Here is a 26121-nt window from a genome sequence, read left to right on the forward strand (position 1 = left end):
ACGTTCGAGCACGCATGGTTTCAAGACGACCAGTAGTATTTAAGATGGGCATGCATGCGATTACGTTGCATGAATCGCACCTTGTACATAAGCTATCCAATTCGGTATTCATAAAGGTTTAGCCGCCATGCATGGCACCGTCGTGATTGATCATCCAGTCCATGATCGCTGCATCTTCAACATCGAAAGTGTCGCCAATTTCATAGTCACGCAGCTCTGCAGGCACTTCAAATAATTCAGCTATGAAGCGTGTGTCGCTGGTTTCGACTACCCTCAACCACACAAACATATTGCCGTCGTCCAATACAAATTTGGTTTTGATCAGAGGAAAAAATCCTTCATCAGTATTGCTGTGGATAAGCTTCCTGAACTGTGACAATGATTGCCTGGCATCTGCAAAAGCTTGCTGCATGCTTGCATCATTTGAGTTAGTCATGGTGATTCTTGCGCCAGGGTCGAGATCAGGTTTTCGATCCATATCCCTCCTGCATATTTGCCAGTCATACCAGCAATTTTCCGGGTCGATATCATCATAGCCGCGTGACTCTGCAAGTGCATCGGCACGGGATTTTTCCATCATGATGACGCTGGCATTGTCGCGTATGTCTATGACTTCTTCATAGCTTAAAGGGCTGCCTTTCTTGTCTTCAAGATTGACCAGAATCGCGACCAGTGCAGGGATAAAAACGGGGATTAATTTTTCTTCACTCATATTGATTCCATCGCATGCAGGATTGCCAGAAAAAGAAATTCTACTCTGGCAATCCGCAGCGTATAGAAATTATCTGCGCAAAGAAAAATTTTATTGTGACAATTTATTTCCTGGGCGGCGGATTATTGTCCCTGTCTTCTGGCGGACGTGGTGGCCGCTCGGGTTTGGCAAACAAGCCCTTGGGTGAGTTGGTGCAAGTCGCAGAAATCTTGCCTTCGCGTGGTGTCGTGATTTGCACTATCGCACCTTCTTTTTTTCCTTTGCAATCTTCATAGGCTTGCGGTGGTGGCTCACGTCTTGGCCTGTCATCCTTGCCAGCTTCAGGCGGCTTTTTCTGGTCACCGCCGGGTGGCTGGGCGTGGGCGAACAGGCTGGCAGCTAATGCCGCCATGAAGATACTGGCACGGGCCAGAGAGAGTAGCGTTTTCATGCTGTGTCCTTTCAAGAGTGTTGATGACAGGATAGAGCTTAAGCAAAAACTATGAAGAAAAAGTGAAGATAAGTACTTCTTTACATAGCTTTACTTTGTCACGCTCACACTTATTCGGTCATATCTTCCATAAGCATCAAAGGCCGTAATATCATATCGCCCCGCTACAGGAAATTCTATGATCTGAGACTGGTTCGCCAGCTTGTACGATACAAGATGGCCATTCACCATCCAGCTGACTTCTGCCTGTGAACCACGGATTTCCAGTCTGGCTTTGGGCACTTCCTTGCTGCTGGCCCTGTGCAGGATTTCGCCATCGCTGAGGCCGACTATCTTGATGCTTTCATCGGCATTGTAGATCGCCGCGCATTCTGTTGCCCAGGCGGGTGGCAGGGCGACTTTGCGCAGGCCTGCGTCCAGCCAGGGTTCGAGGGCGGAGGGCCAGCGGGCGGCCTGCAATTTGTCCATGGAGCGCTTGCTGCATTCGGGGGCGACCCGCAGGCCGCTCTGGCTATCAACAAAGTAAGTGAATATGGGTGAGGCAGTTTTGAGGCGGTCGGCAAAACTCGGTGGGGCTGCGCCATTCAAGACCCAGGCCGTACGCTGTAGCGGGCAGAGTTTTTCTATTTGCTCACTGGCACGTGTACCCAGTGGCCAGCAGATTTTTTCCTGGCTGACGGTGGCTGGTGGCACATCCGGGCTGGTGTTGCGACCATCGGGTATGGCGGTGAAAATATCTACCAGCAAGGGGGCAGCCACATTCGCGCCAAAGAAGCCGGGATTGGGTGTGCCATCTGGCCGCCCTACCCAGACGCCTATGGTATAGCGCTTGCTGACGCCGACTGCCCAGGCATCGCGAAAACCAAAGCTGGTGCCGGTCTTCCAGGCGATGCCGCGGTAGCTGCCATTGCCTTCGACGGCGCGCGCCACTGGCCCGCCGGTTTCCAATATATCGCGCACGATGAAGGCGGCACCTTCACTCATCATCCTCTGTTCCTTGTGTGGCGCGGATGGTGTCATGCGTGGTACGGCGGCCATGCCTTTGCGTGCCAGGGATGAATAGGCACCGACCATGTCTTCGAGCTTGGCGCCGGCACCGCCAAGAATAACACTGAGGTTGGGCGTTGCACCACGCGGGAATTCCAGCTTCAAACCACCGCGCCTGAGCATGGAGACAAAATTCGATGAGCCCAGTTGCTCCAGCACTTCGACAGCCGGTACATTCAGGGACTTTACGAGTGCTTCAGACACACTGACCGGGCCACTGAAATTTTGCTGGAAATTGCCAGGCTGGTAGCCAGAAAAAGATTGCGGTGTATCGGATAATAAAGATTCTGAATGAATCAGGCCTTCATCAAGCGCAAATGCATACAAAAAGGGTTTCAAGGCAGAACCTGGCGAGCGCGCCGCCCTCACCATATCGACATCACTGAAACGTTCACGGTCACTAAAGTCTGCCGAACCGGCATAGCCCAGCACTTCAAAGCTGGCATTGTCCATCACCATCGCGGCCATCGATACATGTGGCGGCAGTTGTCGTATGCGGTCGGCCAGCAGGGTTTCTACAGTTTGCTGGATGGCGGTATCAACCGTGGTCTGGATCACGGTCTGCTGGTTTTTTCTGCGCCTGGTCTGCTGCTTCATGCGCAGTGCCAGCAAGGGTGCGAGCAGGGGTTCACGCACGACCTGGGCAGTCACAGGCTCTGTCAGGGCATCGGCAATGATGTCCTGACTCCAGTTGCCATCCATGCGCCGTATGACCTTGTCACGCGCCGCTTGCGCGCGTTGTGGATAACGGTCTGGCCGCAAGATGGACGGCAATTGTGGCAACACCGTCAGCAGTGCTGCTTCTGCATGCGTGAGGCGACTGGCAGGTTTGCCAAGGTAGGCGCGGCTGGCGGCTTCCACGCCTTCGAGTACACCACCCATGGGGGCATAGTTGAGGTAGATAGTCAGGATTTCTTTTTTCGAATAATGCGCTTCCAGTTGCAGCGCACGGGCAATCTGTTTGAGCTTGCCACGCAGGGTATGTGGTGTAGGGTCGATGATACGCGCCACCTGCATGGTGATGGTGGACCCACCGGATACGATCTTGCCATTGTGCACCCACTGCCAGGCTGCCCGCGTCAATGCCAGCGGGTTGACACCAGGGTGCCACCAGTATGCCCGGTCTTCATACTGCGTCAGTGCATCAACATAATAGGGCGAGACTTCCTGCAGGCTGATGGCGTGACGCCAGATGTGGTCCTTGTCAGGGAAGGCGCGCAGCGGCGTGCCATCGCGGGCCAGGACTACCATGGCGTAAGGGGAATCGCGGCCGGGTTTGGGCAGGGGGAAGCAGAGGTCGGCGATGATGAAAGTCAAGGCGACGATGATGATTGCTGCCCAGGTTTTTTTGTGGGTGAGCAGGGCTTGTATATGTCGTTTGAAAATTTGCAGATATTTGTTCATCGACTTACTTTGTTCAACGCTTAAATTCCCTCCCTTTCAAGGGGAGGGTTAGGGTGGGGATGGGGTGCGGTTGATAGGCAACGAGTTTCCATTTGCGTCAGAAACTCATCCCCATCCCAACCTTCCCCTTGAAGGGGAAGGAGTAACAAATCCAGAATTGGCAGGTCATTAGCAAATCGACGCGAAGAAACCACGAAATCTCTTTGCTTTTCCTCTGTGACTCTGTGTCTCTGTGGTGAGAGGTTTTAAATCAGGCTTTGATTAACAACTACGCTATTCAAAGCCCCAGTGTTGGGCTGGTGAAGCGTAGCCCAACCTACATTTCGTTTGCCACACCTACTTCCCACTCTCCACCACAGTCAACATATCCGCCCCACCCGTTTGCCCATACAAATCCGGCCTGTACATATCTTCTGCATACAGCGGCGGGATGACGAATTTACCTGGGGTCACTACCCGCACGCGGTAGAACAGGTTCAGTACATTCCAGTCCATGCGTACTGCTGCTACAAACCTGTCGTCGCGGAATTCTACATGCTTGATATGCGGGTCTTGCATGACTTCGGCGGGCTTGAGTTTATCTATCGTCACCGTACTCATTTGCTCACCCTGGACGATATTCGTGTTCTCGATTTCCAGGCCAGCCGGGATGCGGTCGACGATCATGCCTGTGCCCATGGCGTTGCGGCTGCGGGCGGTGATGCGCATGATGATGGTCTCGCCTACCTTCAAGGCACGGTTGCCGATTTCCGAGCCATCCGGTGCATACATCTTGCGGCTCAGTTCTATGACATCAGTCTTGGCAGGTGGCATCTTGACCGGATTACCGTTCATGGATAATTCTACGTACAGATTGTCCTTGCTGTTATTGCTGAGCTTGACGCCGCCAGACAATTCACTGGCCTGCAATTCACGGAACAGCGTGCTCCTGGCTGACAATTCATCAGCCTTGCCTGCGATGGTTAAAGTACCAGTCCATGGAGCTGCTTCACCAGTACTGTAAGAGCGGCCCACCAGGAACAGGGCAAGTTTTTCCTGGGTGCTGTAGTAGCGGTATTTCTCCATCTCATTGGCGATGACGCCTACCAGATTGTCGCGGCCAGGGATGTTGATCTGGTGGCGATCCAGCAAGGCATAGGACAGGGCAGCGTCGCGCAGATTGCTGCCGTAGTCATACCACCAATAGCCATTGTCACGGCCCTTCTTGACACCTTCAGCCAGTGCCACATCGCTGCGTGCCTTGTCGCCCATTTGCTTCAGGGCGATGCCCAGTTGTATCAGGCCCAGGCCAGACTGCGCATTGCCACGGACATCATGCATCTGGCGCAATGTTGCCAGTGGTGCCTTGTTCTGGCGTGACAGTACATAAGCACCGGCTGCCAGTACGCTAAAGCGACCATTGTCGAGCACACGGTTTTCTTCCCACAAGCCAGTGCTATTGGCGGTAGTAGTTGTTGCGGCTGCCACCGGTTTTGGATTGGCTGGCAAACGTGCTACCCCTTCCTGCAAACCGCGCAGCAAAAAGTCCAGCGCCTTGTTATACATGGCATCTGGCACACCAAAGCCCTGCTCACGTGCATCCACCAAAAAGCCGGTGACATAGGCGGACAGCCAGTACTCATACTCAGATGCATTACCCCACAGGCTGAAACCGCCATTCGGTGCCTGCATGGTGGCCAGGCGGGCGATGGCCTTGTCCAGCATTTCCACCCTTTGCTCGCGTGTATATGGCTTGAGTCCAAAGCGTTTAGCGGCTTCTTCATCGATGAAGACATGCGGGTAAGCGGTACTGGTGGTTTGCTCGACACAGCCGTAAGGGTAAGTCAGCAAACCCTGGATGGCGGCGCGGACATCGATAGGTGCCTTGTTCGATACCACCATGTGCGCCAGCACAGATGCCTTGTGCAAGCCAGCCAGATCAGCTTCCTTGATATCCAGCGATTCGCCAGCCTTCACCGTAAAGCGTTTGGTGATCTGTGTCTGTGGCGTAGGAGCCTGTACGGTCAGGGCAAAGCTACGTTCCATCTTGATGCCAGAGCCGCTGATGTTGACGGTAATGGTATGCAAACCCGGCACAGGCCTGGCTTCGATAGGGAAGCGCAGGGTTTGTTTTTGCTGGTCTTTCAGGCTCAGGCTGCGTTCTGCCTCAGTCAGTTTCAAGGCTTCGCCGCCATTGATGCTGACTTTCAGGTTTTGTCCAGCACCCGAGAGATTATGCAAATCCAGCGCGACGATGGCAGTGTCACCAAAGGACAGAAAGCGTGGTGTCGCCAGTTCGGCAATCAGCGGTGCTGCCACTGTCATCTCGGCATCTTTGGCACCAAAACGCTCACCACCAGCCACCACGGCCATCAGGCGCAAAGTGCCGTTGAAGTCGGGGATGGCCAGCGGTATCTCGGCTTCACCCTGCTCATTGAGTTGCACAGGGCCGCTGAAGATGTCGATGAGTTTGACCTTCTTCGGCAAGCTCTTGGTGGCTTTGGGCGTGTTATCACCACCAAACTTCAGCTTGCCTTTCTGGCCCTGCATTTTTTCTATGAGACGGCCATAGATATCATGCTGGTCCGGGCCATAACGCAATTTGGCAAAGAAAAAGGCATGCGGATCAGGCGAGGCAAATTTGGTGATGTTGAGTATGCCCACATCAACTGCCGACAAGGTCACCATGGTTTTTTGGCCTTTGGCTTCCGGCACCTTGATTTTTACCTTGACGGTGGTGTCAGGCAGCACTTTGACGGGCGCTTCCATGCTCACGGCAAATTTGCGGTCTGTTCTGTCCAGCGGGATATGTGCCAGGCCCAGTGCACGCGCCGGTGTCACCTTGTCGCCTTCATTGCCAGGGCGCAGAACCACGGCAGATACATACAGGTCGTGGCGTTTCCAGTCCTTGTTGAGTGGGATATCGATGGTTGTCGCATCGGCACCGACAGACAGGCGTTTTACCCACAGGGTCTTGTCACCTTCCACCGTGATCAGGGCTTCGCCTTTATGCGGTGGGGTGATGGTCAGGTGTGCTGTGTCACCGTCCTTATAGACGGGCTTATCCAGCTTCATGGCGACCTTGTCGGGGCGTACACCCTGGCTTTCGTCACTGCGCGCGCTCCAGCCTGCATAGAAGCGATACACGGCTTGCATCTTGGTATCCGGGTCCAGAACTTCAAGGCGATAGCGGCCGTAATGCACTGGCAGGCGCAATTTGCCACGGCCATTGGCGGGCACGGCAACGACACTGGTTTCTACCAGTTCATCGGTTTCAGTAAAGCCAGATTGCCAGCCGCGCTGGTCTTCAAAACGCCAGTAGTAATTACGGTCTTCGCGGAACAGACGTACCGGCAAGGTTGGCGATGCCTGCAATTTGCCTTCCTTGTCCGAGCGTATGACTTCAAATTCCACAGGGCTGCCTTCAGGCGCATATTCACCCGTGAACATCGGGCGCAGGCCGACCAGTACGGGAGCAGGCCAGACTACGCGTTCCATACTGCGTACGACGGGGCGGCCACCACTTTCCAGCAGGCTCAGGGTAGTGCGTACGGTGAAGGGGGAACGGCGTTTGGCGATGGGTGAAAGATCAACATCAACGGAGGCCTTGCCTTCATCGTCGAGCTTGCTCTCCTCGAGTTCAGTGCGGGTCTTGGCTTCGTTCTCTGTGACATCGCCAAATTCAAAACCTGGGTATTGCTTGGCCAGGGGATTTTTATTGCGCTCGAACTGAGCTACACCCAACAGGCGGTTACCGGCTGCCGGTGCGCCATACAGATAGTTGCCGACCACATCGACACTGTAGTCACTGTCAGCCGCCAGTGTTGCCAGCTTGCTGGACAAATCCAGCTTCATGCGTTCCGGTAAAAATTCTTCGACGCCGAAGCGGAATACCGTGCCTGGCACCTTGTCGGCAGGGTCAGCCCGTAATTCCAGGGTCCAGAAACCGGTAGGTGCATCGGCGGGTAATTCCAGGCGCTTGACCAGGTAACCACCAAAGCGCTGGTCTGGTCGCCAGGTGGCGGTGAACTGGTCCTTGCCATCGGGACGTTTCAATTTGGCTTGTATGGCTTTGGCAGGCACAGTGCGGCCATCGGCATCGCGGGCCAGTACCGACACATCAAATTGTTCGCCGGGGCGGTATAAATTACGGCCAGAATAGGCGAACAAACGCGTCGCCTTGAATGGCGAGCCAGTGATATCGTATTCCGACAAATCAAGCGCCGGTTCTTTCAGGGCCAGTACAGAAATCTGCTCGCCCTTGCGTGCCATCAAGACCTTTGCTGTCTTGGGTTGCTCGGCAAAAGTCGCATGGCCATCACCATCGGTATCCGACTTGGCCAGTACCTTGCCTGCTTCATCCATCCAGGAGACTTCGACACCACTGACGGCCTTGCCATCGGTCAGGGAACTGACAAAGGCGTCGGCTGACTTGTCATACAAACGCGTATGCAGGCCAAGGTCGGATACATAGAAATAAGTGGTCTGGTATTCATAGCGGAAGCGGCCAGGCTGGCTCATGACTGCGACATACACGCCGGGTTCCTTGAGTTCCTTGATGTCTTCCACCGAGATGTAGGTGACGCTGCGTTTGTTGGCTTTTTGCTCGGTCATGAAGCGGCCAAGGTAGACGCTGTCTGACATACCGCGCAGATCATCGATCTGGTAAATCTGGACAGCGCCCTTCAGGCTGCTGCGCCTGTAGTCATAGTTGTAGTCATCGCCGCCTTCACCTTCTTCATCGTCAGCTTTTGCAGTATCGGCTTTTTTCGTTTTGCCATTGATGACACGGTCCAGGAAGCGTGGCAACTGGTCATTTTTCACACGCAGGAATTGCACATCCACTTCTGGCACATTCACCGTGACGATGGGCAGGCCGCCATTCTGCTTGGCTGGCAAGACCATGCCATTGCTGGCGAAATAATAGGAAGGCGATACTGGCGCAGAGACGATGGAATAACGCGCCTCGCTACCCAGGGTCTTGCCATTGCGCGCAGGTAAACCTATCTGCACTTGTACGACATAGCGGGTTTGCGGCTTGATATGCGGGAAGTACAAGAGGCGCGGGTTTTCACCCACCACCCAGGCACCGGCTACCGGCTTGCCACCCTTGCTGTCGGTATCTTCTGCCGTGGTACTGACGGTGCTGACCTTGCCCTTCTTGGGCTGGCCATCGTCGTCGTAGCCATTTTCTTCATCGTTGTTATTAGTCTCGGTCTTTTTCAGGTCGGCTGCCGAAGGTGGCATCTCGAATACCTGCAAATACTTTTCGTAGGTCTTGCTACTGTCGAGCGGAATGCTGAAAGTCAGGGCCAGTGCCGGTGCACCATCAAGGCCACGGTCTGCCGCATCGACCAGGGTAAGTGGGGCATTTGGGTCATCATTGACTACCAGGCCGCCTACAGCATCGGATGCTCCCGGGCTTTTGTTCTTGTACCAGTATGCGCCGCCTATGATGGCAATGAGTAAGGCGAACAACATCGCCATTTTGAACGATTTGCTTTGCATGTGGTGTCCCTGAGTAATCTGGATGATTGCTTAAATTTTGCCCAATGATTATGACATGGGCATTGTCAACAATTTCACTTGTTACGATATCTTCCGGTGTTACGATTTCTTCCGCGGGGGGAAATACAACAGAGCTTCATAAGAGAATTTCAGTGCTCAGGGAGTGGGACGCAGATACGTAAAATAGATCACCATCAACAACAAGGCTGCGGCCAGTACGCCAGTGACAATAAAGAAAGCGATGTGGGTTTTACCGTAAGTCGCCTGGCACAGGGCACCTATGCACAGGCAAATACCGCGCAGCACGGCAAGCGAACTGAGGAAAGTGATGAGACCAAATAGTTTGGCATAGCCAAATGCGGAATTAAAGAATTCTGTGTTACTGGGGTTGCTGCCATGCCCACCCTGTCCAGCCAAACCCGCAAGCAGGACGATGCCAACCACGACTGTGATGGAGACAATCAGGAAGAGTACGAAAATCGGTATGGATAACAGTAAGGCGCGTGTAGCTTGTCCCCATGTGACGATGTGCTCGTTCTTGACTGCATTGCTGAGGTATTCAATCACGATATTCCACCTGTTCCATGGGCAAACCAATGTGTCTTGTTCATGCACAGGGCTTAGGTGGCATGGGCGAAAATATACAAAATAATAGGCATACTATCGCGATGGAACACAAAAACATAGCCGACCAAAGTATGTGGTGGCTTCAGGACACCTGGGTTTAATATGGTCAAGGTGCCCTAAGATTGCTTAAGGGGATGGATCAATACGGCTCAAAATTGATCTTGTGCTTTTGCAAGACATCCAGCATCAATTGCTTCCAGGGTCCGCTGGGTGCCCAGACCTTGCTGACGGCTTCATAAGCCAGGACAGGGTCTTCCTTGCCTACCACCACCCGGTACAAAAAGACCATGGTGGATGCGCGCATATTCACCTGGCAATGCACCAATACCTTTTTCTTTCCCAGGCCTTGCAGGATGGCGGCAAAGCTTTCGTAGTCGTTGACGGTGGGCTTGTTGAAAACTATGGGGATATTCACAAACACCATGTTCTGGCGACCGACGATGAGATTCTCTTCGCGCACGGCATCAGAGACATGCGGCGGGGCCAGGTAGATGACGGCTTCATAGCCTTGTGCGGACAGGCTTTCCAGCGCCTTGGCGGTAGGCTGGCCTGAGCTGGTTAGTTGTGCGGTAATCGGGACGACATTCGGTGCATCAATGTTTTGTGCATAAGTGCTTGTGGATAAGCCTGTACATAAGGCTGTGGACAAGCCCAGAAAAGCGGTGCATAAGTATGTAGATAAGCTTGTGGATATACCTGTGAATATCCTGTGGAACAATGAGTCAGAAAGCTTGTACATGTTCATGCTCCTGACTCATTCCGGGTTTCCAGCGTCAGCAAATTCGCATCACGGCTGATACGCCATTTGCCATCGGCCTGCAAGCGCCAGATACTCAATACATTCCCGGCACGCCGCATTTGCGGGCCTGCCTGCTTGGGGATGATCTCGACTTGCAGGTAAGACCAGGTATAGGCCAGATCAGCCTGCACGACAATTTCCTGTATCTGGGCGCTGGAAGCGATGTGATGTGTCTGTAAGATGTTGCGCAGGTTCTGGGTAAATTGTTCGCGGCCCTTCATGGGCGGATGGCCTGCTATCAGGAACACCACTTCTTCATCCATCAAATCAAGCAACTTATCCACATCCCCGGCAGCGGTGGCATCTTGCCATAGCTGGATATTGTTGCGTATGGTGTTGGCTGCTGCGCTGGTTTGCTCGCTTACTGCAGTGTGCATGGCTATCCTTGTTGATGTTTGGGGCTGAAGCAAGCGCATACCAGATTTATTTTTTTGGTGACACCTGGGTTTGCAGGATTTGTCCCAGGTCCTTGCCTTGCTGTGCCAGCAGGATTTCCAGTGCCGGCATCAGCGGCCCCAGGGTTTCTGCCAGCATGCTGCGTACTGTATCGACCACGACCTGGGTAGTTCGTTCAATTTCTATGTTCAGGCTGGCACCGGTTTTTTTCTCGGCAAAGACGGTCATGCGCAGGGTTTCAGGGATCAGCCAGACTTCAAACCAGCCTTCCTGGCGGTTGACTTCAGCTATCGTCAGGCTGGCACCATTGATGGCGATATAGCCTTTGGCGAAGATATAGCGCAGCCATTCTGGTGGCACGGCGATGCGTATCACATAATTATTTTCCAGCTCGCGTATCTGGGCGATATGGGCTTTGAAGTCGATATGCCCAGACAAGGGGTGGCCGCCGATCTCGGCACCATCTTTGGCGGCGCGTTCTACATTGACGCGGCCATCCTGGTCATATTCACCCAGCGTGGTGATCGCCAGGCTTTGCTGCATGACATCAAATTCTGCGGCGTGGTCGCCATGCAAGGCCGTCACAGTCAGGCAAACGCCGTCGACGGCAACGCTGGCACCGATTTCCAGGTCTTTGCAAAAACCTTCAGGGAAATCCAGCTGATAAGTGCGCAAGCCGGTTTTGTCATGGAGTGCTGTGATGCGGGCTATGCCCTGTACTATGCCTGTAAACATGTTTTATCTTGTTGAGGTACTTGGAATGTCTATGATTGTAAGCCATTCGTGCACTGGCGATATTTTTATGCCGCCAGTGGCAATTCCACCATGAAGCTGCATCCCTCGCCGACCACGCTTTCGCAATGGACCTTGCCACCACAGGCTTCACTGAGTTTCTTGACTATGGACAAGCCCAGGCCGCTGGAATGTTCACCGGCTGTCGGCAGGCTGGATAGCTTGGTGAATTTTTCAAACAAATGCTGCTGGTCTTCTGTGGATAAGCCCGGCCCTTCATCCCTGACCTGGAACACGCCAAACTCTGGTGTATTGCTGACACTGAGCCAGATGCGCTTGCCCAGTGGTGAATACTTGACCGCATTCGACAACAGGTTATCTATGATTTGTACACAGGCATCAAAGTCGGCCTTGACCATGACGCCATCCTGTATATCCAGGATGACTTGCAAGTCCTTGGCTTTGAGCATCTCGGTATATTGCTGGGCCACGTCCTGCAAGATCTTGCTGACATCCAGGCTTTGCATCTGCAAATGCAGATGGCCGGTTTCCAGGGCATTCACATCCAGCAAATTACTGATGATGCGCATCATGCGCTGGCCACTGTTGCTGATGCGTTCGAGATAATGCTGGCGCTGTTGCTCCGGCATGGATTGCTGTAATTTACGCAATAAATCACTCATGCCTATGATGCTGGTTAGAGGGTTTTTCAAATCATGGGCAGCGATGCCCAGGAAATCATTCTTATCCTTGTCCAGTTTTTGCAGGCGCGCCACGGCTTCGGCCAACTCGGCAGTGCGTTGCCTGACTTTGGCATCGAGTTGCTGTTCCGTGCGTTGCGAAATTTCCAGCAATTTGGCCTGGGTCTGGGCATGTTCTTTTTTCATCAGGCTGATGTGGTAAGCCTGGGCCAGCGCCAGCAAGATGGCTTCAATGGCAGAACCTATCTGGAAGCCGTATTCAGTTTCCCAGCTCGGTTCCAGCACACCCATATTGCGCAGGGTGACCAGCGACAGGCCAGTGATCCAGGTGGCTGATGCCAGCATGACGATGTAGCCAGGCCGGTAGCCGCGTATGCCAACGATCAGGCACACTGGCAAGATCACCAGTATCAGGGCGAAGCCAGTCACTTGCATGATGGGAGCAACCAGCGGATAGTAACCAGCCAGCACTGCCAGCGCGGCAAGCACACAGACGATCTGTGCCAGCACGAACAGGCGATAGATACGCGGCATTTTCTCTTGCAGGCGCAAGAAGCTGGCGATGAACATGGACGTACTCATGACCACCAGGGGTGACAAGACGCCCGGTAGCATATCCACAAATTCAGGCCAGTCGGGGGTCAGGTACATGCCTACATGGCCATTGATGCTCATGCCCGCCAGCAGGGATATGCAAGATAGCAACAGGTAATAGCGCAGCGCGACATCACGATAAGACACGGCCAGCAAGAGGTTATAGACTATCATCGCCAGCATGATGCCGTAGTAGATCCCCATGAAATTCGAGACCTGGTTCGAGTGCTCTACAAAGGCATGCGGCTGCCACAGGCTGGCCCGTAAAAACACGGCGCTGCTGCTTTGTATGCGCAGATATAAATGATGGACTTCGGTATCTGGCAGCTCCAGCAAGAAGAGCGGATAGCGATGGCATATTTCCAGAGCAGAAAATGGCAGGTGATCACCGGCGCGGTGCACTGTCATGCTGCCATCAGCGGCGTAGTGATAGAGGCGGATATCGTCGAGGATGACAGGAGAAAGTTCCAACAGCCATTGTTTGCCCTGATCTGGCCCGGTGCGCTGTATGTCCAGCTTGAGCCAGAATACGGAAGAAGAAAAAGAAGCGCTCAGATTGCCATGCAGGGGCTGGAATTTTTTTTCGTACTCTGCCTTGCTTATGTCGGCAATTTGCAGTTGTGCACTTTTGTCTTCATAGACCTGAAAGCTGGAGCGCAGCGAGACTTCATCCTTGCTGCCATCGAGCTTGAGGCTTGCTGCATGCGCTGTCGTATTGCACAGGCCCAGGCACAGTGCAAACAAAAACAGATAGCGCAAGCAATAAGCGTGGATTTCGGTCATGTTAAAGTGTAAATATCGTGCGTTGCAGCCATGCCGAAATGGGAAAGTAAAAAAATGCCGCCAGAAATCCTGCTTTTAGCCTAACAAGTTTTTGCTGGTGCAGCAATAGCAGAAAGACTTGTCTTCGTTCAACTGCGCTGTTTTACAGCTATCTTGTCTTTTTTCATGTTGATACCGGCTCTAGGTATCGAGTTGCACATCATGCTCGAGTTCCGGGATCAGATTGGAATGTGTCATATTGACCAGGTTCTGGCGCAGCCACTGGTGAGCAGGGTTGCGGCTGTCGCGTTCATGCCAGAGCATGTCGATATGGACATCCGGCATGGTGAAGGGCAGCTCTTTCCAGATCAGCGCCTCGGTCATGCCGGTGGCAGAAATCAGGTGGCGCGGCAAGACAGTGAGCAAGTCTGAATTTGCCACTACCCGGCCACCGGTGAAGAACTGGTTCACCGTCAACAAGATACGTCGTTCACGGCCCATCTGGCTCAGGGCCTCATCGACCAGACCATGGGCACGACCAGAAAAACTGACCAGCAAATGCTTGGCATTGCAATAATCGTCCAGCGTCAGCTTGCTATTGGCCAGGGGATGATCTTGCCGCATGACGCAGACATAATGGCCGGAATACAATCTTTCATGACGGATCGCGCTATTCGCCGCCCCTTGCCCACCTGTCAATTGAGCAACCACGCCAGGGAAGAAACCGATAGCGATATCAATATCTCCACGCATGAGCATGGGGCGCGGCTCGCGTGTAGTCAGTGGCACCATGCGCGCATTCACGCCCGGGGCCTCGTTTTCTATGGCACGCACCAGGGTGGGCATCCACAAGGCGGCAGTGGCATCAGCCATGGCCATGCGAAAGGTGGTCTGGGCTTTGGAGACATCAAAGCTGCTGGGTGCGATGGCGCTTTCCAGGCTGGAGAGTGCCTGGCGTATTGCTGGCCACAGGGTTTCTGCCCGCGGTGTAGGCTTGACGCCATAGGCGGTGCGTATCAATAACTCATCCCCCAGGGAATGACGCAGGCGTTTCAGGGCATTGGAGACAGCGGGTTGGGTCATGGCCAGCTTGTCTGCCGCACGGGTCAGGTTTTGCTCAATCATGACGGCGTCAAAGACACGCAGGAGATTCAAATCCAATGTCAGAAAATTCACGTTATTCACTCCGGTTAGTCAATTAGCAATAAATTACTGACAATTATTCATAAAAAGCATAATTGATATGATAAATCAAAATTAGAATTATATGATGCACTGCAATATTATGACGTCATTACAAAGTGTTTAAAGAGTGGAGTAAATCATGACTTTCCTAAATATCGCCTTCCCTGCTGCAAGTGCCCTGCCCGTTTCTCAAATGGCCATCAGTGCTGTTATTGGTGCTGCCCGTCCTCTGCTGGGCCTGGGTATCCTGGCTACCATGCTGATCGTATTCAAACCCATGTTGATGGGTATGTTGCGCGCTGCCTTGCTGGTCATCAGCCCAAAACAATCCCGTGAAGAAAAAACCGCGTCCCGTAACTTGCGCACTATGCTGACTATCCGTCGCATTGCCAATGACCTGGATCGTAGTTCACCAAACATGGCTGCAGAATTGCGCGCCCTGGCTGCACGTGGCTAAACAGTAGCACGAATAAATAAGCAGACTTAAAAATAGACTTAGAAGCAGATTCATACGTTATTGCTATTATGCAACAGTCAACAGTATATTCCCTGGCTACAGGCACGGTTCAGCGGCAGTCTCAAGCTCAGGCCCGCGTCGTGGCTGGTTCCAAGAGTCTGGCGTCTATGCTGCCTACCATCCTGACGACGGGTTTGGTGAGTCTGGTGGCAACGGCAGTCTTGCGCTTGATGTGGATGGGCTGGGGCCATGATTTTATGGGGGCATGGATGGAAGCCTGGTTGACGGTATGGCCTATTGCATTTCCGGCTGCCTATATCAGCAAACCCCTGGTCAACAAGCTGGCGCGTCGCCTGAGCAAACCCTTGGCAAGCGAGCATGCGCTGGGTGCCAGCACCATCATGCAGGCGTCGAAGCAAGCAACAGCCAGAAGTGGTTTGACACGCAAACCCAGCTTATTACCTGTACATCGTTGAACTTATAAAGTCATTTACAAAAAGCCGCTAGCCAGCGGCTTTTTTGTTTCTTGCATCAGAAAGTTCTGTGCATTGTTCCATGTATTCCTGCATGACTTCTTCCTGGATTTTCTTGATGCTGCCGTCTCTTTCCATATTCCTCAAGACCTCTTCCAGTGCAGGCACCAATTGCTGATGCCTGATATGCAGGAAGTGATAGCCCAGGCGTTTCTCCAGCGAGGGTTCAAGGATGCGAATATGATTGAGGCCCAGCTTGCGCACCAGGCAAAAGCTGAAACGTGAGTCGACGGCGACATCGGTGCGTCCGGCTTCCAGTTTCCTGAACAGGGATTCCAGATTGGGTGCAGTTTCTTTTTGCGGCACATTCCTCAGTCTTTCATCCAGATAAGTGACACCGTTGACATAGCCAACCACATAGGGTTTCAGGCTGTCAAAGCCATCGACAGTAAAAGTCTTTTTTGTCGCAAACACCACCGCTTCTTCATAGGCAATGGGTATATTGACCTTGATGGAATCCGGTAAGCCACTATCAATGACCTTGGCTGCGACGGCATCAAGCTTGCCTGCATTCCACATATTCATGGTACGTGCTGCAGGTGTGGCGATGAAATTAAGCTTGATACCCAGTTGCCCATAGGCCATGCTCAAGACTTTTTGCGCGGCCATGATGCTGGGCCGATTCACGTCTGGCAGCGAAATATCCAGCCTGAGCTCTTCCCTGCCTTGAGACAGGCCAGGCCAGGCAAGTATGCTAGCGGTGAAGAATAGCGACAACAGCCGGTGTTTGGAGATGAGCATGGGATTCCCGCAATCTTGGTCACCATTAAGTGATACGCGCATGGCTGCTATTTATACACCTGTTGACTGTGCATTTCCAGCTTGTGCAAAAAAACAAAAAGCGCGACCAGAGCCGCGCTTTTTGTAGATTCATGCTTTCAGATTCAAGCTGACAAACTTTTTTCCAGAGCCTGACGGGTCGCTTCCAGCTCGACTGGCAAATGATAAGCCAGTTTTTCAAATAGCTCGGTATGCAGTTTCAACTCTGCTTCCCAGGCGGCTTTGTCGATAGAAGTGATCGTGTCGAACTGCGCTTGTGTGAAGTCCAGGCCTTCCCAGTTCAGGTCGGCAAAAGTGGGCGTGACACCAAAGATGTTTTCCACACCATGAGCCTGGCCTTCTATGCGTTCCAGCATCCACTTCAAAACGCGCATATTGTCGCCAAAACCTGGCCAGACAAATTTGCCGTTTTCATCCGTGCGGAACCAGTTGACGCAGAAAATGGCTGGCTGTGTTGCACCCGCGGCTTCTATCTTCTTGCCCATGTCCAGCCAGTGCTGGAAATAGTCACTCATGTTGTAGCCCATGAAAGGCAACATGGCGAAAGGATCACGGCGCACCACGCCTTGCTGGCCAACGGCAGCAGCCGTGGTTTCAGAACCCATGGTCGCAGCCATGTAGACGCCTTCCACCCAGTTGCGGGCTTCTGTCACCAGCGGCACTGTCGTTGAGCGACGGCCACCGAAGATGAAGGCCGAGATAGGCACGCCAGCCGGATCATCCCAGGCTGCATCGATGACAGGGTTTTGTGTTGCTGCCACCGTGAAACGCGCATTAGGATGGGCGGCTTTACGGCCGGTCTCCTTGGCAATTTCTGGTGTCCAGTCCTTGCCTTGCCAGTCTATCAGATGGGCTGGGGCTTCTTTGCTCATGCCTTCCCACCAGACATCGCCATCATCGGTCAGGCCGACATTGGTGAAGATAGTGTTGGCGGTCAGGGATGCCATGCAGTTGGAATTGGTCGCGGTATTGGTGCCAGGTGCCACGCCAAAATAACCAGCTTCAGGATTGATCGCATACAAACGGCCATCCGCACCAGGTTTGATCCAGGCGATGTCGTCACCAATGGTGGTGACTTTCCAGCCCTTGATGGCAGGGATCAGCATGGCGAAATTGGTCTTGCCGCAGGCAGACGGGAAGGCTGCAGCCACATAATGCTTCTTGCCCTCTGGCGATTCCACACCGAGGATCAGCATGTGTTCTGCCAGCCAGCCCTGGTCACGGCCCATGGTAGAGGCGATACGCAGTGCAAAGCATTTTTTGCCCAGCAGTGCATTGCCACCGTAACCGGAACCGAAGGACCAGATCTCGCGCGTTTCTGGATAATGCACGATGTATTTGGTGTTATTGCAAGGCCATGCCACATCAGCCTGGCCTTCTGTCAAAGGTGCACCTACGGTATGTACGCAAGGGACAAAATCGCCATCCGTGCCCAGTACGTCATATACAGCCTGGCCCATGCGCGTCATGATGCGCATGTTGACGGCAACATAAGGCGAGTCAGACAATTCCACGCCTATGTGGGCGATGGGTGAACCCAGCGGGCCCATGGAGAAAGGCACGACATACATGGTGCGGCCACGCATGCAGCCATCAAACATGGGATTCAGGGTGGCGCGCATTTCTGCCGGTGCCATCCAGTTATTGGTCGGGCCTGCATCTTCCTTGTTGGTCGAGCAGATATAGGTGCGGTCTTCGACACGGGCCACGTCCGACGGGTCGGAACAGGCCAGGTAACTATTCGGGCGCTTGGCTTCATTGAGCTTTGTCATGGTGCCAGCGGCAACCATTTGTGCGCACAGACGGTCATACTCTTCTTGCGAGCCGTCACACCAATAGATATTGTCAGGTTTGGTCAAGGCCGCCATTTCGGCGATCCAGTTGATCAATTTCTGATGTTTCACGTAAGCGGGTGCGTTTAATGCAGCCACACCTTTCATGATGGGTTGATTCACGATACTACCTCCAATGCCATTTCAATAAAAAAACCGGTGTAGCGGCACGGCAGGATCGTCGTTAGATTGTGGCGATGCGATCGCAGGAGCGCTCAAGCAAGGCGAACACCATAGCGGCGGTTCTGTCGGATAATACGAAGACAAGAGGGTGTCTTGGCTCCAGGCTTGCGCCCGGCAGGATGGCGCGGGGCGGAAGAAATCAAAAAGCTACGTAGGCGAACATTGTACACGCGAGTCTTGCCTGACGCGAATTTTGCATCAGTTTCATTATCATTGTTTTACGTTTTGTGAAAGTGAAGATTTTTCGGCTCAAGCTCGAATCAAAGCAGGAACAAAGATTTTCTATCGTTTTAAAGAATGAATAAGGATAAAGCATGAAAATAGCCATACTTGATGATTACCAGGACGTGGTCCGGCATCTGCCTTGTTTTGATCTATTGAAGGACCATGAAGTCAAGGTCTTCAATAATACCGCCGTAGGTACAGGCCAACTGGCGATACGCCTGCAAGCTTTTGACGCCGTCGTGCTGATACGCGAGCGCACCCGCCTGACCCGCGCGCTGATGCAAAAACTGCCCAATCTGAAGCTGATTTCACAGACCGGCAAAGTCGCAGGCAATATAGAGATTGCAGCCGCCCATGAACTGGGTATCGTCATTGCCGAAGGCATAGGTGACCCGACCGCACCAGCGGAGCTGACCTGGACCCTGATCATGGCAGCCTCGCGCCGCCTGACTAACTATGTACAACTCTTGCAGGAAGGCGCCTGGCAAACTTCCTCCCTCAATCCCGCCCACAATCAGCTGGGCCGTGTCTTGAAGAAGCGCACCCTGGGTATTTGGGGCTATGGCAAGATAGGCAAGATGATCGCTGGCTATGCCAGGGCCTTTGGCATGCAGGTCATGGTATGGGGACGTGAACCCAGCCGTGCGCAAGCTGCACAGGATGGTTTGCTGGTGGCAGATTCCAAACAAGCCTTCTTTGCCGCTTGCGACATCATCAGCATGCACCTGCGCCTGAATGAGGCCACCCGCGGCATCGTCAGCCAGGCTGATCTGGCGCTGATGAAGCCGGATGCCTTGTTCGTTAATACCAGCCGTGCAGAACTGGTGCAGGAAGGCGCTCTGGAAGCCGCCCTGGATGCCGGTTGCCCCGGCTTTGCTGCGATTGATGTCTTCGAGAGCGAGCCGGTTGCCCCAGATCATCCTTTGCTGCACCGGGAAAATGTTCTGGCAACCCCGCACCTGGGTTATGTCGAGCAAAGCAGTTATGAATTGTATTTCCGCATTGCTTTCCAGAACATCGTCGATTTTGCCAATGGTAATCCGCAAAACATTTTGCCAGCGACCTGAGACTGGAGCGCATCCATAGAGTCAGGAATAAATATAAACAAATATGAAAAATATGATCATTTTCCAACAGGTGAAAAAATATTTCAAAAATAACATTGTAAATACTTTAACTTTGTAAAAAATACACTAAACTTTAGCCTCATAGCCAGCGTCCAAGGGCTAATCTGTGTGAGTGATGAATTTTCCTTGGCAAGTATATTTGTCAAAGATTGCCACACATTAATAAATCCTGAAACTGGCCTTGCCTCTATCAACCTGAAGCTACGTTGGTATGACTCATATTGACTGTGAGGAGAGCTTTGCGATGAGACTACAAATGTTAAATCCTGCCATGCTGAAAGGCATGCTGGGTATGGTGGCCGGGCATGAGTTAAGCGTCAAGCAGCGCAAACCTCATGTGCGGCGGCTGATTTATATTGCCTTGCCCTGCGCCATATTGCTGGCCCTGGCGAATTACCTGAAATCCGGCTATCCCTTGCCGGGTTTGATTTTTGCGCTGATTGCCGCGCTGATGCTGGGCGCGGCATTTTTTCTAAGTACTCAGGACAAGCTGCTGGCAATGTCAGAGTCCTTGCTCTTGCTGTTTGCACTGGGCACCAGTGTTGCCCTGGGTTTGCTGGGCGGCATCTCTGGCAGTGGCGTGTTGTGGATTTACGCTTTCCCCTTCCTGGCCTTATGGCTCAAAGGCCAGCGCCAGGGCGTGCAATGGAGTTTGCTGTGGTTGTTGTGCATGTCGCTCAGCATCTGGAATGCCAGTGAACTTTCTTTCGGCTATGTCTATGAAGAACAATTCAAGGTACAAGCCAGCATTGCCCTGCTGCTGTATACCGGCATAGCGCTGGCCTACAATTTCAGCCGTAGCCAATTGCAAGAAAAACTGTATGTCAGCGAGCAAGGGGTACAGGCCAAGAAGCGCGACTATCTGACGAAACTGGAGCAAGCCGCCTATCAGGATGGCGTGACCGGTCTGCCTAACTGCCTGCGCCTGCTGGAGTTATTGCACAAGGAAATCAGCATAGCCCAGGAACGCGGCCATACCTTGCTGGTAGCCCATATACGCCTGAAAAAAATGTTTGAAACCGCCAATATCATAGGTGCAGATGCCAGCGATAAACTGATACGCAATATCGCCGCCACCATGACGGCGGCGGTAGGTTCACGCGGCAGCTTTGCACGCATACGGCGTGACGAGTTCGTCTGCATTTACCGCAAGCATTCGGAAGACATCACCGCTACCGATATCATCAAGGAAATCCTGGACTTTCGCCTGGAATATAAAATCAATGAGTATGCGGTGCACATAGACCATACGATAGGCATAGCCAGCTTCCCCAGACATGGGCAAGATGCCGAGACCTTGTTGCGCAAAGCTTCTCAGGCCATGCTGCAGGCACAATTTGCCCATCAGAGCCTGGCATTCTTTGATGAAAGACAGGAACAGCAATTCACCCGCCAGCAACAGCTCTTTGTGCAGCTACATGAAGCATTGCATAAAGGCGGTCTCAGCTTGCATTACCAGGCCTTGATCGATTTGAAAACCGGGGTCGTCGTCGGTGCCGAAGCTTTGGCCCGATGGATAGACCCGGTATCCGGGCCTGTCACCCCGACGGAATTTATTCCGATTGCAGAAAAATCCGGCCTTATCAAGCCGTTTACCCTGTGGGTCATGCGCGAAGCCTTTGGCCAGCTTGCCAGATGGCGTGCCGAAGGGCTGAACCTCAGTGTCTCCATCAATTTGTCAGCCCGCTGCATAGTCGATCGTCAACTCGTCGATGACTTGTGTGCTTTGCTCACAGAATTCAATTTGCCTGCTGAATCCATCATCCTTGAACTGCGGGAATCCAGCTTTGCCGATGCAGCTGAAACTGCCATGCAAACCATACAGAACTTGCATAAGCTGGGCTTTCGCCTGTCCATCGATGACTTTGGAGCGGGATATTCTTCCCTGGCTTATCTGAAAGACTTAAAGATAGATGAACTCAAGATAGACCAGAGCTTTATGCGCACCATGGGGATAGATGCCAGCAGCCGTGCCATCGTGCTATCGACGATACAACTGGCGCATAACCTCAATCTCAAAGTCGTCGCCGAAGGCATAGAAAGCGCCAGGGTCGAGCAGCAATTGCAGGAAATGGGCTGTGACCTGGGCCAGGGCTATTATTTCTGTAAGCCCATGCCTGCTGATGTATTCAGCCAATGGGCCAGATCCTGGCAAATCAACCGGCGGGCAGTGTTGTCGGCCTGATCCAGGCATAAGCAGGTATAAGCCGGGTTTTGCATTCGACCCTGAAAAGGCTTAGCATGCGGGTTCCTGTCTACTACTTCCCCCTGCTTCCATGCCTTATTCACTGCAAAAGAAAATAAAACAATTCAGCCTGGCTTTCCTGATCTGCCTCTTGTTCATGGCAGCGGCTATTTCTACCCTGGGTTTGCGCGATCAGGTTGTGGCTGCGGATGTGGTGGTGGTACCGGGTAATACCGTCAATCCCGATGGCAAACCATCCGATCGCCTGCGTGGCCGCCTGAATGCAGCCTTGCGCTTGTATGTGGCACAAAAGTGCAAAGCCATCCTGGTCAGCGGTGGCACAGGGGAAGAGGGTCATGATGAAGCCGCCGTGATGAAAAAATACCTGGTCGATCATGGGGTGCCAGACGCTGCTGTGTACACCGACAACCAGGGCATCAATACCTTTGCCACCGCAAAAGCTGCGGCAGCCCTGATGAGAGAGAAAAACTGGAAATCCAGCATGCTGGCCAGCCAGTTTTTTCATATCGCACGTTTCCAACTGGCAATGAAGAAATATGGGATCGACCCTGTGGGGCATGTACATTCTACCGATTATGAAATACGGGATGCTTATTCACTGGCACGCGAGGTATTTGCCTATTTTGAGTATACATTCAGCAATCCACAAACAGAGTGAATTGTTTGTTGTAGCCACTTAATCGGGGTTTGCTATGGGCTTGGTCAGCTTGAAAATGAGAATGTCATATTTCGTGTCCTGAAATAAATCACAGTAAGCTGATCGTCTAAGCCTGCGACCAATTTATATCTGTCGTATGATTCATGCATAAGTACATATCTTTATAGAAAGCTTTTATCGTGAAAAAAACAAAATTACTCAGTGTCATCATCGCAGCGATGCTGGCGACAGCCAGTGTCGGGGCTAGTGCACAGGCAGGCAAGGATAGCCAGCAGATGAGTTTCCAGGGGGCGGACTTGAATGGCAAGAAGCTTGCCCTCAGTGATTACGCGGGCAAGACCGTGCTGGTCAGTTTTTTTACTGCGGGTTGCAATCTCTGTGCACGCGACTTGAAACTCATGCGTGAGTTTTATGTAGGCAATATGAAACGCAATTTTGTCTTGCTGGCCATCAATATTGATGCGGACAAAAAAGATTTTGATTCTTATGTACAACTGATCAATCTGGCTGTGCCTGCGGAGCAACGTTTTCCCATCATCTGGCGCAATACGCCAGGGTATAAGGATAATTTTGGCACTATTGTCAGCCAGCCCACACATTTCGTGATTAACCCCAAAGGCCAGCTGGTCTTGAAACGGGAAGGCAGTTTCCAGGCGAATGACTGGGATAATCTGTGGGAATCGCTGGGCTCCTGAAATAGGGATGGAGATGAAATACGAAGTGAGCATACTTGATACCAGCCTGGTAGAAAATATACGCCAGTGTTTCAGCGTTTTTAGCTACTTGCGGCCCCACCTGGATGAGGCAGAATTCATCAGCCGGGTGCAAACCCAGCTGGCAGAAGGCTATACCATCGCCTGCATCTACATGGACGGGGAAGTGGTCGCTGCGGCTGGCTATCGAATCCAGCATTATCTGGCCTGGGGCAAGATACTCTATCTCGATGATTTGATTACCCACCCGCAAAAGAAAAATGCGGGTTTGGGCTCAGCATTGATGGAATGGGTAAAACTGCAGGCAAAGATCTTGAATTGCAGTGAATTGCACCTTGATACCGGCTATCAAAGGCATGATGCGCACAGACTGTATCTGAAGAATGGCTTTGACCTGAGTTGTCACCATCTTTCCAGGAAAACAAGCTGAGCTGGCGGCTACTCCCTACTTGTGTCTTGTAGGAGCGGCTTCAGCCGCGCATCTCTGAGCCAAATGAAATGCTGGCACGGCATGCTGTTCGCGGCTAAAGCCGCTCCTACAAAGCCAAGCGCATGGACCCCAGCGCAGTCGTCTGCAGTTATTCAGAGCTTTCTTAGAATTCCAGCGGCAAACTCCAGCTGGTGGGAATCACATCATGCCTGACCACGGCACGCTGTTGCTGGCGGCGTTGCAGGCTGTCGGGGCTCCAGGTTTTTTCCCAGCCGGGTGGGTAGGCCAGGCCCACACCTTGCCAGTCTGGCAGGCGCTGGCGCACGGCGATCACCGGCAGGTGCAGAGGTAAAGGCTGCTCCGGGGTATCTGCCCCCAGGCTATAGGCATAATTCGGCAGCAGGGCATCGCAGACTGCGGCAAACCAGGCCATATGATCTTCATCCTGGCCCAGCGCATTGGCCAGGCCAGCCGGATCAAAGCGGGCCAGGGCCTCTATCAATTCTGCCGTGCTGGCACCGGGGGCATCGCCCCAGCCCATGACGGGGTTGAAGTTGTAGTCGGCACCTGAACCATACCAGCCTTCACGCCAGGGTCTTTGCATCCAGTTGCGCGGGCCTGTGAATAATTGCCAGCGCCAGTGCAGGCCAGACGCCTTGGGCCAGCTATACAGATAGAGTTTTTGATACCCGGCAGCATGCAAGTCCCTGACCATGGCCATCAGGCGCGCATGTGGCATGCGTTCTGGCGGAGTGCGGCGGAAAAGTATGGGTTCACCATCGGCATGCTGGACTTCATCTGTCGACAAGTTCAAATCCAGGGTGCGCTTTTCATCCCCAAAGCGCGCCGCCACCCAGCCACTGAGCAGGTTCACGGCAGTCAGTACGCCATAGCCACGATGGCGGTGAAAAATTACGGTTCCGGGGGCGATCGGTTTCATATATCTCTGGTGTATCTTGGATCTATCAACAAGCTGCATGCGATGAAATGCAACAGCTTAGTGTAGCAGTTTTCACTGGCCCCCTATGCGCGTTACAATGTGTCTAATCCAAAATTTTTGAAACCCCTCATCTACAGAGACTAGACCATGACTTTGCGCATCATCGCCACGGGCGGCACTTTTGACAAACATTATGACGAACTGGCAGGCAAGCTCAGCTTTGCTGACAGCCACCTGCCTGAAGTGCTGAAACGCGCGCGCCTGACCATACCGGTAGAACTGGAAGTCTGCATGCTGGTCGATTCGCTCGACATGAACGACAGCCACCGCAATACCGTCTTGCAGGCTTGCCAGCAATCGGCAGAAAAAGCCATCGTCATCATCCACGGCACCGACACCATGCGTGAAACCGCAGAAGTACTGGGCGCGGCCAATCTGGGCAAGACCATCGTGTTTACTGGTGCCATGATCCCTTACGAAATCGCCAATTCCGATGCCTTTTTCAATCTGGGTTTTGCCTGCAGCGCAGCACAACTCTTGCCAGCCGGTGTGCATGTCGCCATGAATGGCAAGGTCTTCCCCTGGAACGATGTACAAAAGAACCGTGAAGCTGGCGTCTTCGTTAATAAGTAAGATCAACTGAGACCAAGCGAGACCACTATGAAACTGCTGCTGGCGACTTTATTGCTGTGTTTTTCTACCTTAACGCAGGCAGCAGAAACGCGTTTTGATTCTATCTATTTTTTCCAGTCGCAAGCCGAGCTGGAAAAAAAAGGCATCAATGTCGATAGCTTTGGCCGCTATACCCGTGCCTTGCAGACACAAATCTACAAGGCCCTGAAAAAAGCCAAGATGCCTGAGAGTGCTGGTTATCTGGTCGTGGCGATACGTTCAGATGGTGAAGTCACTTGCTGGCTGGACATGACACCCGCCGTGCATGAATATTACGATAACCAGATTTATGAAATCGTCAAAAAAGTTTCGCCTGTGAATGTAGAAAGCGGCATCCTGGTATTTGGCATGAAGATGGCGATAGACACTGCCGTACATACCAAAAAAGCCGTGCCTGCCCCTGCTGACTGGGCAGAGGCTAAAAAGAAACTGAATGATCCGAATAATATAGAAGAGCTGGTCTTGTCCCGCTGGCCTGAGTAAGCACTT

22 protein-coding genes are annotated in these 26121 nt (G+C 52.8%); 9 read left to right on the plus strand and 13 right to left on the minus strand.

What is annotated here, in order from left to right; all coding sequences use genetic code 11:
- Positions 1-118 precede the first annotated feature (118 nt).
- The 10 genes from ACO0LC_RS00785 to ACO0LC_RS00830 form a co-directional block, all read right to left on the minus strand.
- On the minus strand, positions 119-712 hold the full coding sequence (locus ACO0LC_RS00785; protein ID WP_422999642.1) for a DUF2314 domain-containing protein: 594 nt from the start codon (positions 710-712) through the stop codon (positions 119-121).
- Positions 713-815: 103 nt separating this feature from the next.
- Entirely contained in the window at positions 816-1142 is a 327-nt protein-coding gene (locus ACO0LC_RS00790) for a hypothetical protein (RefSeq protein WP_422999644.1), read from the minus strand.
- Between the two features lie 90 nt (positions 1143-1232).
- Positions 1233-3593: a penicillin-binding protein 1C gene (gene pbpC, locus ACO0LC_RS00795; RefSeq protein ID WP_422999646.1), complete on the minus strand. Its 2361-nt coding sequence runs from the start codon at positions 3591-3593 to the stop codon at positions 1233-1235.
- A gap of 336 nt (positions 3594-3929) precedes the next feature.
- Positions 3930-9080, minus strand: coding sequence for an MG2 domain-containing protein (locus ACO0LC_RS00800; protein ID WP_422999648.1), 5151 nt, complete (start codon positions 9078-9080; stop codon positions 3930-3932).
- A gap of 156 nt (positions 9081-9236) precedes the next feature.
- The gene (locus tag ACO0LC_RS00805) at positions 9237-9647 is read right to left on the minus strand and encodes a hypothetical protein (protein ID WP_422999653.1); all 411 of its coding nucleotides are present in this window, start codon (positions 9645-9647) and stop codon (positions 9237-9239) included.
- A 199-nt stretch (positions 9648-9846) separates the two neighbouring features.
- Entirely contained in the window at positions 9847-10446 is a 600-nt protein-coding gene (locus ACO0LC_RS00810; protein ID WP_422999655.1) for a protein tyrosine phosphatase family protein, read from the minus strand.
- Positions 10447-10448: 2 nt separating this feature from the next.
- Complete coding sequence (locus ACO0LC_RS00815) at positions 10449-10883, minus strand: YybH family protein (RefSeq protein ID WP_422999657.1); 435 nt, start codon at positions 10881-10883, stop codon at positions 10449-10451.
- Positions 10884-10929: 46 nt separating this feature from the next.
- Positions 10930-11637 (minus strand): riboflavin synthase subunit alpha, encoded by a 708-nt coding sequence (locus ACO0LC_RS00820; protein ID WP_422999659.1) that lies wholly within the window; start codon positions 11635-11637, stop codon positions 10930-10932.
- A gap of 65 nt (positions 11638-11702) precedes the next feature.
- A complete protein-coding gene (locus tag ACO0LC_RS00825) occupies positions 11703-13712 on the minus strand; it encodes a sensor histidine kinase (protein WP_422999661.1) in 2010 nt (669 codons plus the stop codon).
- A gap of 180 nt (positions 13713-13892) precedes the next feature.
- Positions 13893-14867 carry a LysR family transcriptional regulator gene (locus tag ACO0LC_RS00830; protein WP_422999663.1) on the minus strand — a complete coding sequence of 325 codons (975 nt, stop codon included), beginning with the start codon at positions 14865-14867 and terminating at the stop codon, positions 13893-13895.
- A 148-nt stretch (positions 14868-15015) separates the two neighbouring features.
- Here ACO0LC_RS00830 and ACO0LC_RS00835 point away from each other — a divergent pair, with 148 nt between their 5' ends.
- Both ACO0LC_RS00835 and ACO0LC_RS00840 read left to right on the plus strand, forming a co-directional pair.
- Positions 15016-15333, plus strand: a complete 318-nt coding sequence (locus tag ACO0LC_RS00835) for a hypothetical protein (RefSeq protein ID WP_422999665.1) — start codon at positions 15016-15018, stop codon at positions 15331-15333.
- Between the two features lie 68 nt (positions 15334-15401).
- On the plus strand, positions 15402-15809 hold the full coding sequence (locus ACO0LC_RS00840) for a DUF2798 domain-containing protein (protein WP_422999667.1): 408 nt from the start codon (positions 15402-15404) through the stop codon (positions 15807-15809).
- A 27-nt stretch (positions 15810-15836) separates the two neighbouring features.
- On the opposite strand, the gene ACO0LC_RS00845 is transcribed toward ACO0LC_RS00840, so the two are convergent.
- A complete protein-coding gene (locus ACO0LC_RS00845) occupies positions 15837-16607 on the minus strand; it encodes a substrate-binding periplasmic protein (RefSeq protein WP_422999669.1) in 771 nt (256 codons plus the stop codon).
- Between the two features lie 143 nt (positions 16608-16750).
- A complete protein-coding gene (locus ACO0LC_RS00850) occupies positions 16751-18601 on the minus strand; it encodes a phosphoenolpyruvate carboxykinase (GTP) (RefSeq protein WP_422999671.1) in 1851 nt (616 codons plus the stop codon).
- Positions 18602-18975: 374 nt separating this feature from the next.
- On the opposite strand from ACO0LC_RS00850, the gene ACO0LC_RS00855 reads away from it, so the two are divergent.
- The 5 genes from ACO0LC_RS00855 to ACO0LC_RS00875 all read left to right on the plus strand — a co-directional run bounded on the left by ACO0LC_RS00855 (position 18976) and on the right by ACO0LC_RS00875 (position 24020).
- Entirely contained in the window at positions 18976-19953 is a 978-nt protein-coding gene (locus tag ACO0LC_RS00855) for a D-2-hydroxyacid dehydrogenase family protein (RefSeq protein ID WP_422999673.1), read from the plus strand.
- Positions 19954-20269: 316 nt separating this feature from the next.
- Positions 20270-22198, plus strand: coding sequence for a putative bifunctional diguanylate cyclase/phosphodiesterase (locus ACO0LC_RS00860; RefSeq protein WP_422999675.1), 1929 nt, complete (start codon positions 20270-20272; stop codon positions 22196-22198).
- Between the two features lie 91 nt (positions 22199-22289).
- Entirely contained in the window at positions 22290-22877 is a 588-nt protein-coding gene (locus tag ACO0LC_RS00865; protein ID WP_422999677.1) for a YdcF family protein, read from the plus strand.
- Positions 22878-23056: 179 nt separating this feature from the next.
- Complete coding sequence (locus ACO0LC_RS00870; protein ID WP_422999679.1) at positions 23057-23572, plus strand: TlpA family protein disulfide reductase; 516 nt, start codon at positions 23057-23059, stop codon at positions 23570-23572.
- Between the two features lie 13 nt (positions 23573-23585).
- Positions 23586-24020, plus strand: a complete 435-nt coding sequence (locus ACO0LC_RS00875; protein WP_422999681.1) for a GNAT family N-acetyltransferase — start codon at positions 23586-23588, stop codon at positions 24018-24020.
- Between the two features lie 163 nt (positions 24021-24183).
- Here the strand turns inward: ACO0LC_RS00875 and ACO0LC_RS00880 are convergent, their stop codons facing one another.
- Positions 24184-24960, minus strand: a complete 777-nt coding sequence (locus ACO0LC_RS00880) for an L-asparaginase (RefSeq protein WP_422999683.1) — start codon at positions 24958-24960, stop codon at positions 24184-24186.
- Positions 24961-25107: 147 nt separating this feature from the next.
- Between ACO0LC_RS00880 and ACO0LC_RS00885 the strand changes: the two genes are divergently transcribed.
- Together ACO0LC_RS00885 and ACO0LC_RS00890 are read left to right on the plus strand one after the other, a co-directional pair.
- A complete protein-coding gene (locus tag ACO0LC_RS00885; protein ID WP_110254445.1) occupies positions 25108-25593 on the plus strand; it encodes an asparaginase domain-containing protein in 486 nt (161 codons plus the stop codon).
- A 27-nt stretch (positions 25594-25620) separates the two neighbouring features.
- Positions 25621-26115, plus strand: coding sequence for a hypothetical protein (locus tag ACO0LC_RS00890; RefSeq protein ID WP_422999685.1), 495 nt, complete (start codon positions 25621-25623; stop codon positions 26113-26115).
- Positions 26116-26121 lie beyond the last annotated feature (6 nt).

The sequence above is a fragment of the Undibacterium sp. JH2W genome (assembly GCF_049340425.1).
Classification (GTDB): Bacteria; Pseudomonadota; Gammaproteobacteria; order Burkholderiales; family Burkholderiaceae_D; genus Undibacterium.

Bases quoted from the DNA above. Each gene is read 5' to 3' on its own strand.
- pbpC (WP_422999646.1), bottom strand. From the start codon at position 3,593: ATGAACAAATATCTGCAAATTTTCAAACGACATATACAAGCCCTGCTC.
- ACO0LC_RS00880 (WP_422999683.1), bottom strand. From the start codon at position 24,960: ATGAAACCGATCGCCCCCGGAACCGTAATTTTTCACCGCCATCGTGGC.
- ACO0LC_RS00785 (WP_422999642.1), bottom strand. From the start codon at position 712: ATGAGTGAAGAAAAATTAATCCCCGTTTTTATCCCTGCACTGGTCGCG.
- ACO0LC_RS00890 (WP_422999685.1), top strand. From the start codon at position 25,621: ATGAAACTGCTGCTGGCGACTTTATTGCTGTGTTTTTCTACCTTAACG.
- ACO0LC_RS00845 (WP_422999669.1), bottom strand. From the start codon at position 16,607: ATGCTCATCTCCAAACACCGGCTGTTGTCGCTATTCTTCACCGCTAGC.
- ACO0LC_RS00825 (WP_422999661.1), bottom strand. From the start codon at position 13,712: ATGACCGAAATCCACGCTTATTGCTTGCGCTATCTGTTTTTGTTTGCA.
- ACO0LC_RS00800 (WP_422999648.1), bottom strand. From the start codon at position 9,080: ATGCAAAGCAAATCGTTCAAAATGGCGATGTTGTTCGCCTTACTCATT.
- ACO0LC_RS00810 (WP_422999655.1), bottom strand. From the start codon at position 10,446: ATGTACAAGCTTTCTGACTCATTGTTCCACAGGATATTCACAGGTATA.
- ACO0LC_RS00875 (WP_422999681.1), top strand. From the start codon at position 23,586: ATGAAATACGAAGTGAGCATACTTGATACCAGCCTGGTAGAAAATATA.
- ACO0LC_RS00820 (WP_422999659.1), bottom strand. From the start codon at position 11,637: ATGTTTACAGGCATAGTACAGGGCATAGCCCGCATCACAGCACTCCAT.
- ACO0LC_RS00790 (WP_422999644.1), bottom strand. From the start codon at position 1,142: ATGAAAACGCTACTCTCTCTGGCCCGTGCCAGTATCTTCATGGCGGCA.
- ACO0LC_RS00815 (WP_422999657.1), bottom strand. From the start codon at position 10,883: ATGCACACTGCAGTAAGCGAGCAAACCAGCGCAGCAGCCAACACCATA.
- ACO0LC_RS00865 (WP_422999677.1), top strand. From the start codon at position 22,290: ATGCCTTATTCACTGCAAAAGAAAATAAAACAATTCAGCCTGGCTTTC.
- ACO0LC_RS00840 (WP_422999667.1), top strand. From the start codon at position 15,402: ATGCAACAGTCAACAGTATATTCCCTGGCTACAGGCACGGTTCAGCGG.
- ACO0LC_RS00855 (WP_422999673.1), top strand. From the start codon at position 18,976: ATGAAAATAGCCATACTTGATGATTACCAGGACGTGGTCCGGCATCTG.
- ACO0LC_RS00835 (WP_422999665.1), top strand. From the start codon at position 15,016: ATGACTTTCCTAAATATCGCCTTCCCTGCTGCAAGTGCCCTGCCCGTT.
- ACO0LC_RS00860 (WP_422999675.1), top strand. From the start codon at position 20,270: ATGTTAAATCCTGCCATGCTGAAAGGCATGCTGGGTATGGTGGCCGGG.
- ACO0LC_RS00885 (WP_110254445.1), top strand. From the start codon at position 25,108: ATGACTTTGCGCATCATCGCCACGGGCGGCACTTTTGACAAACATTAT.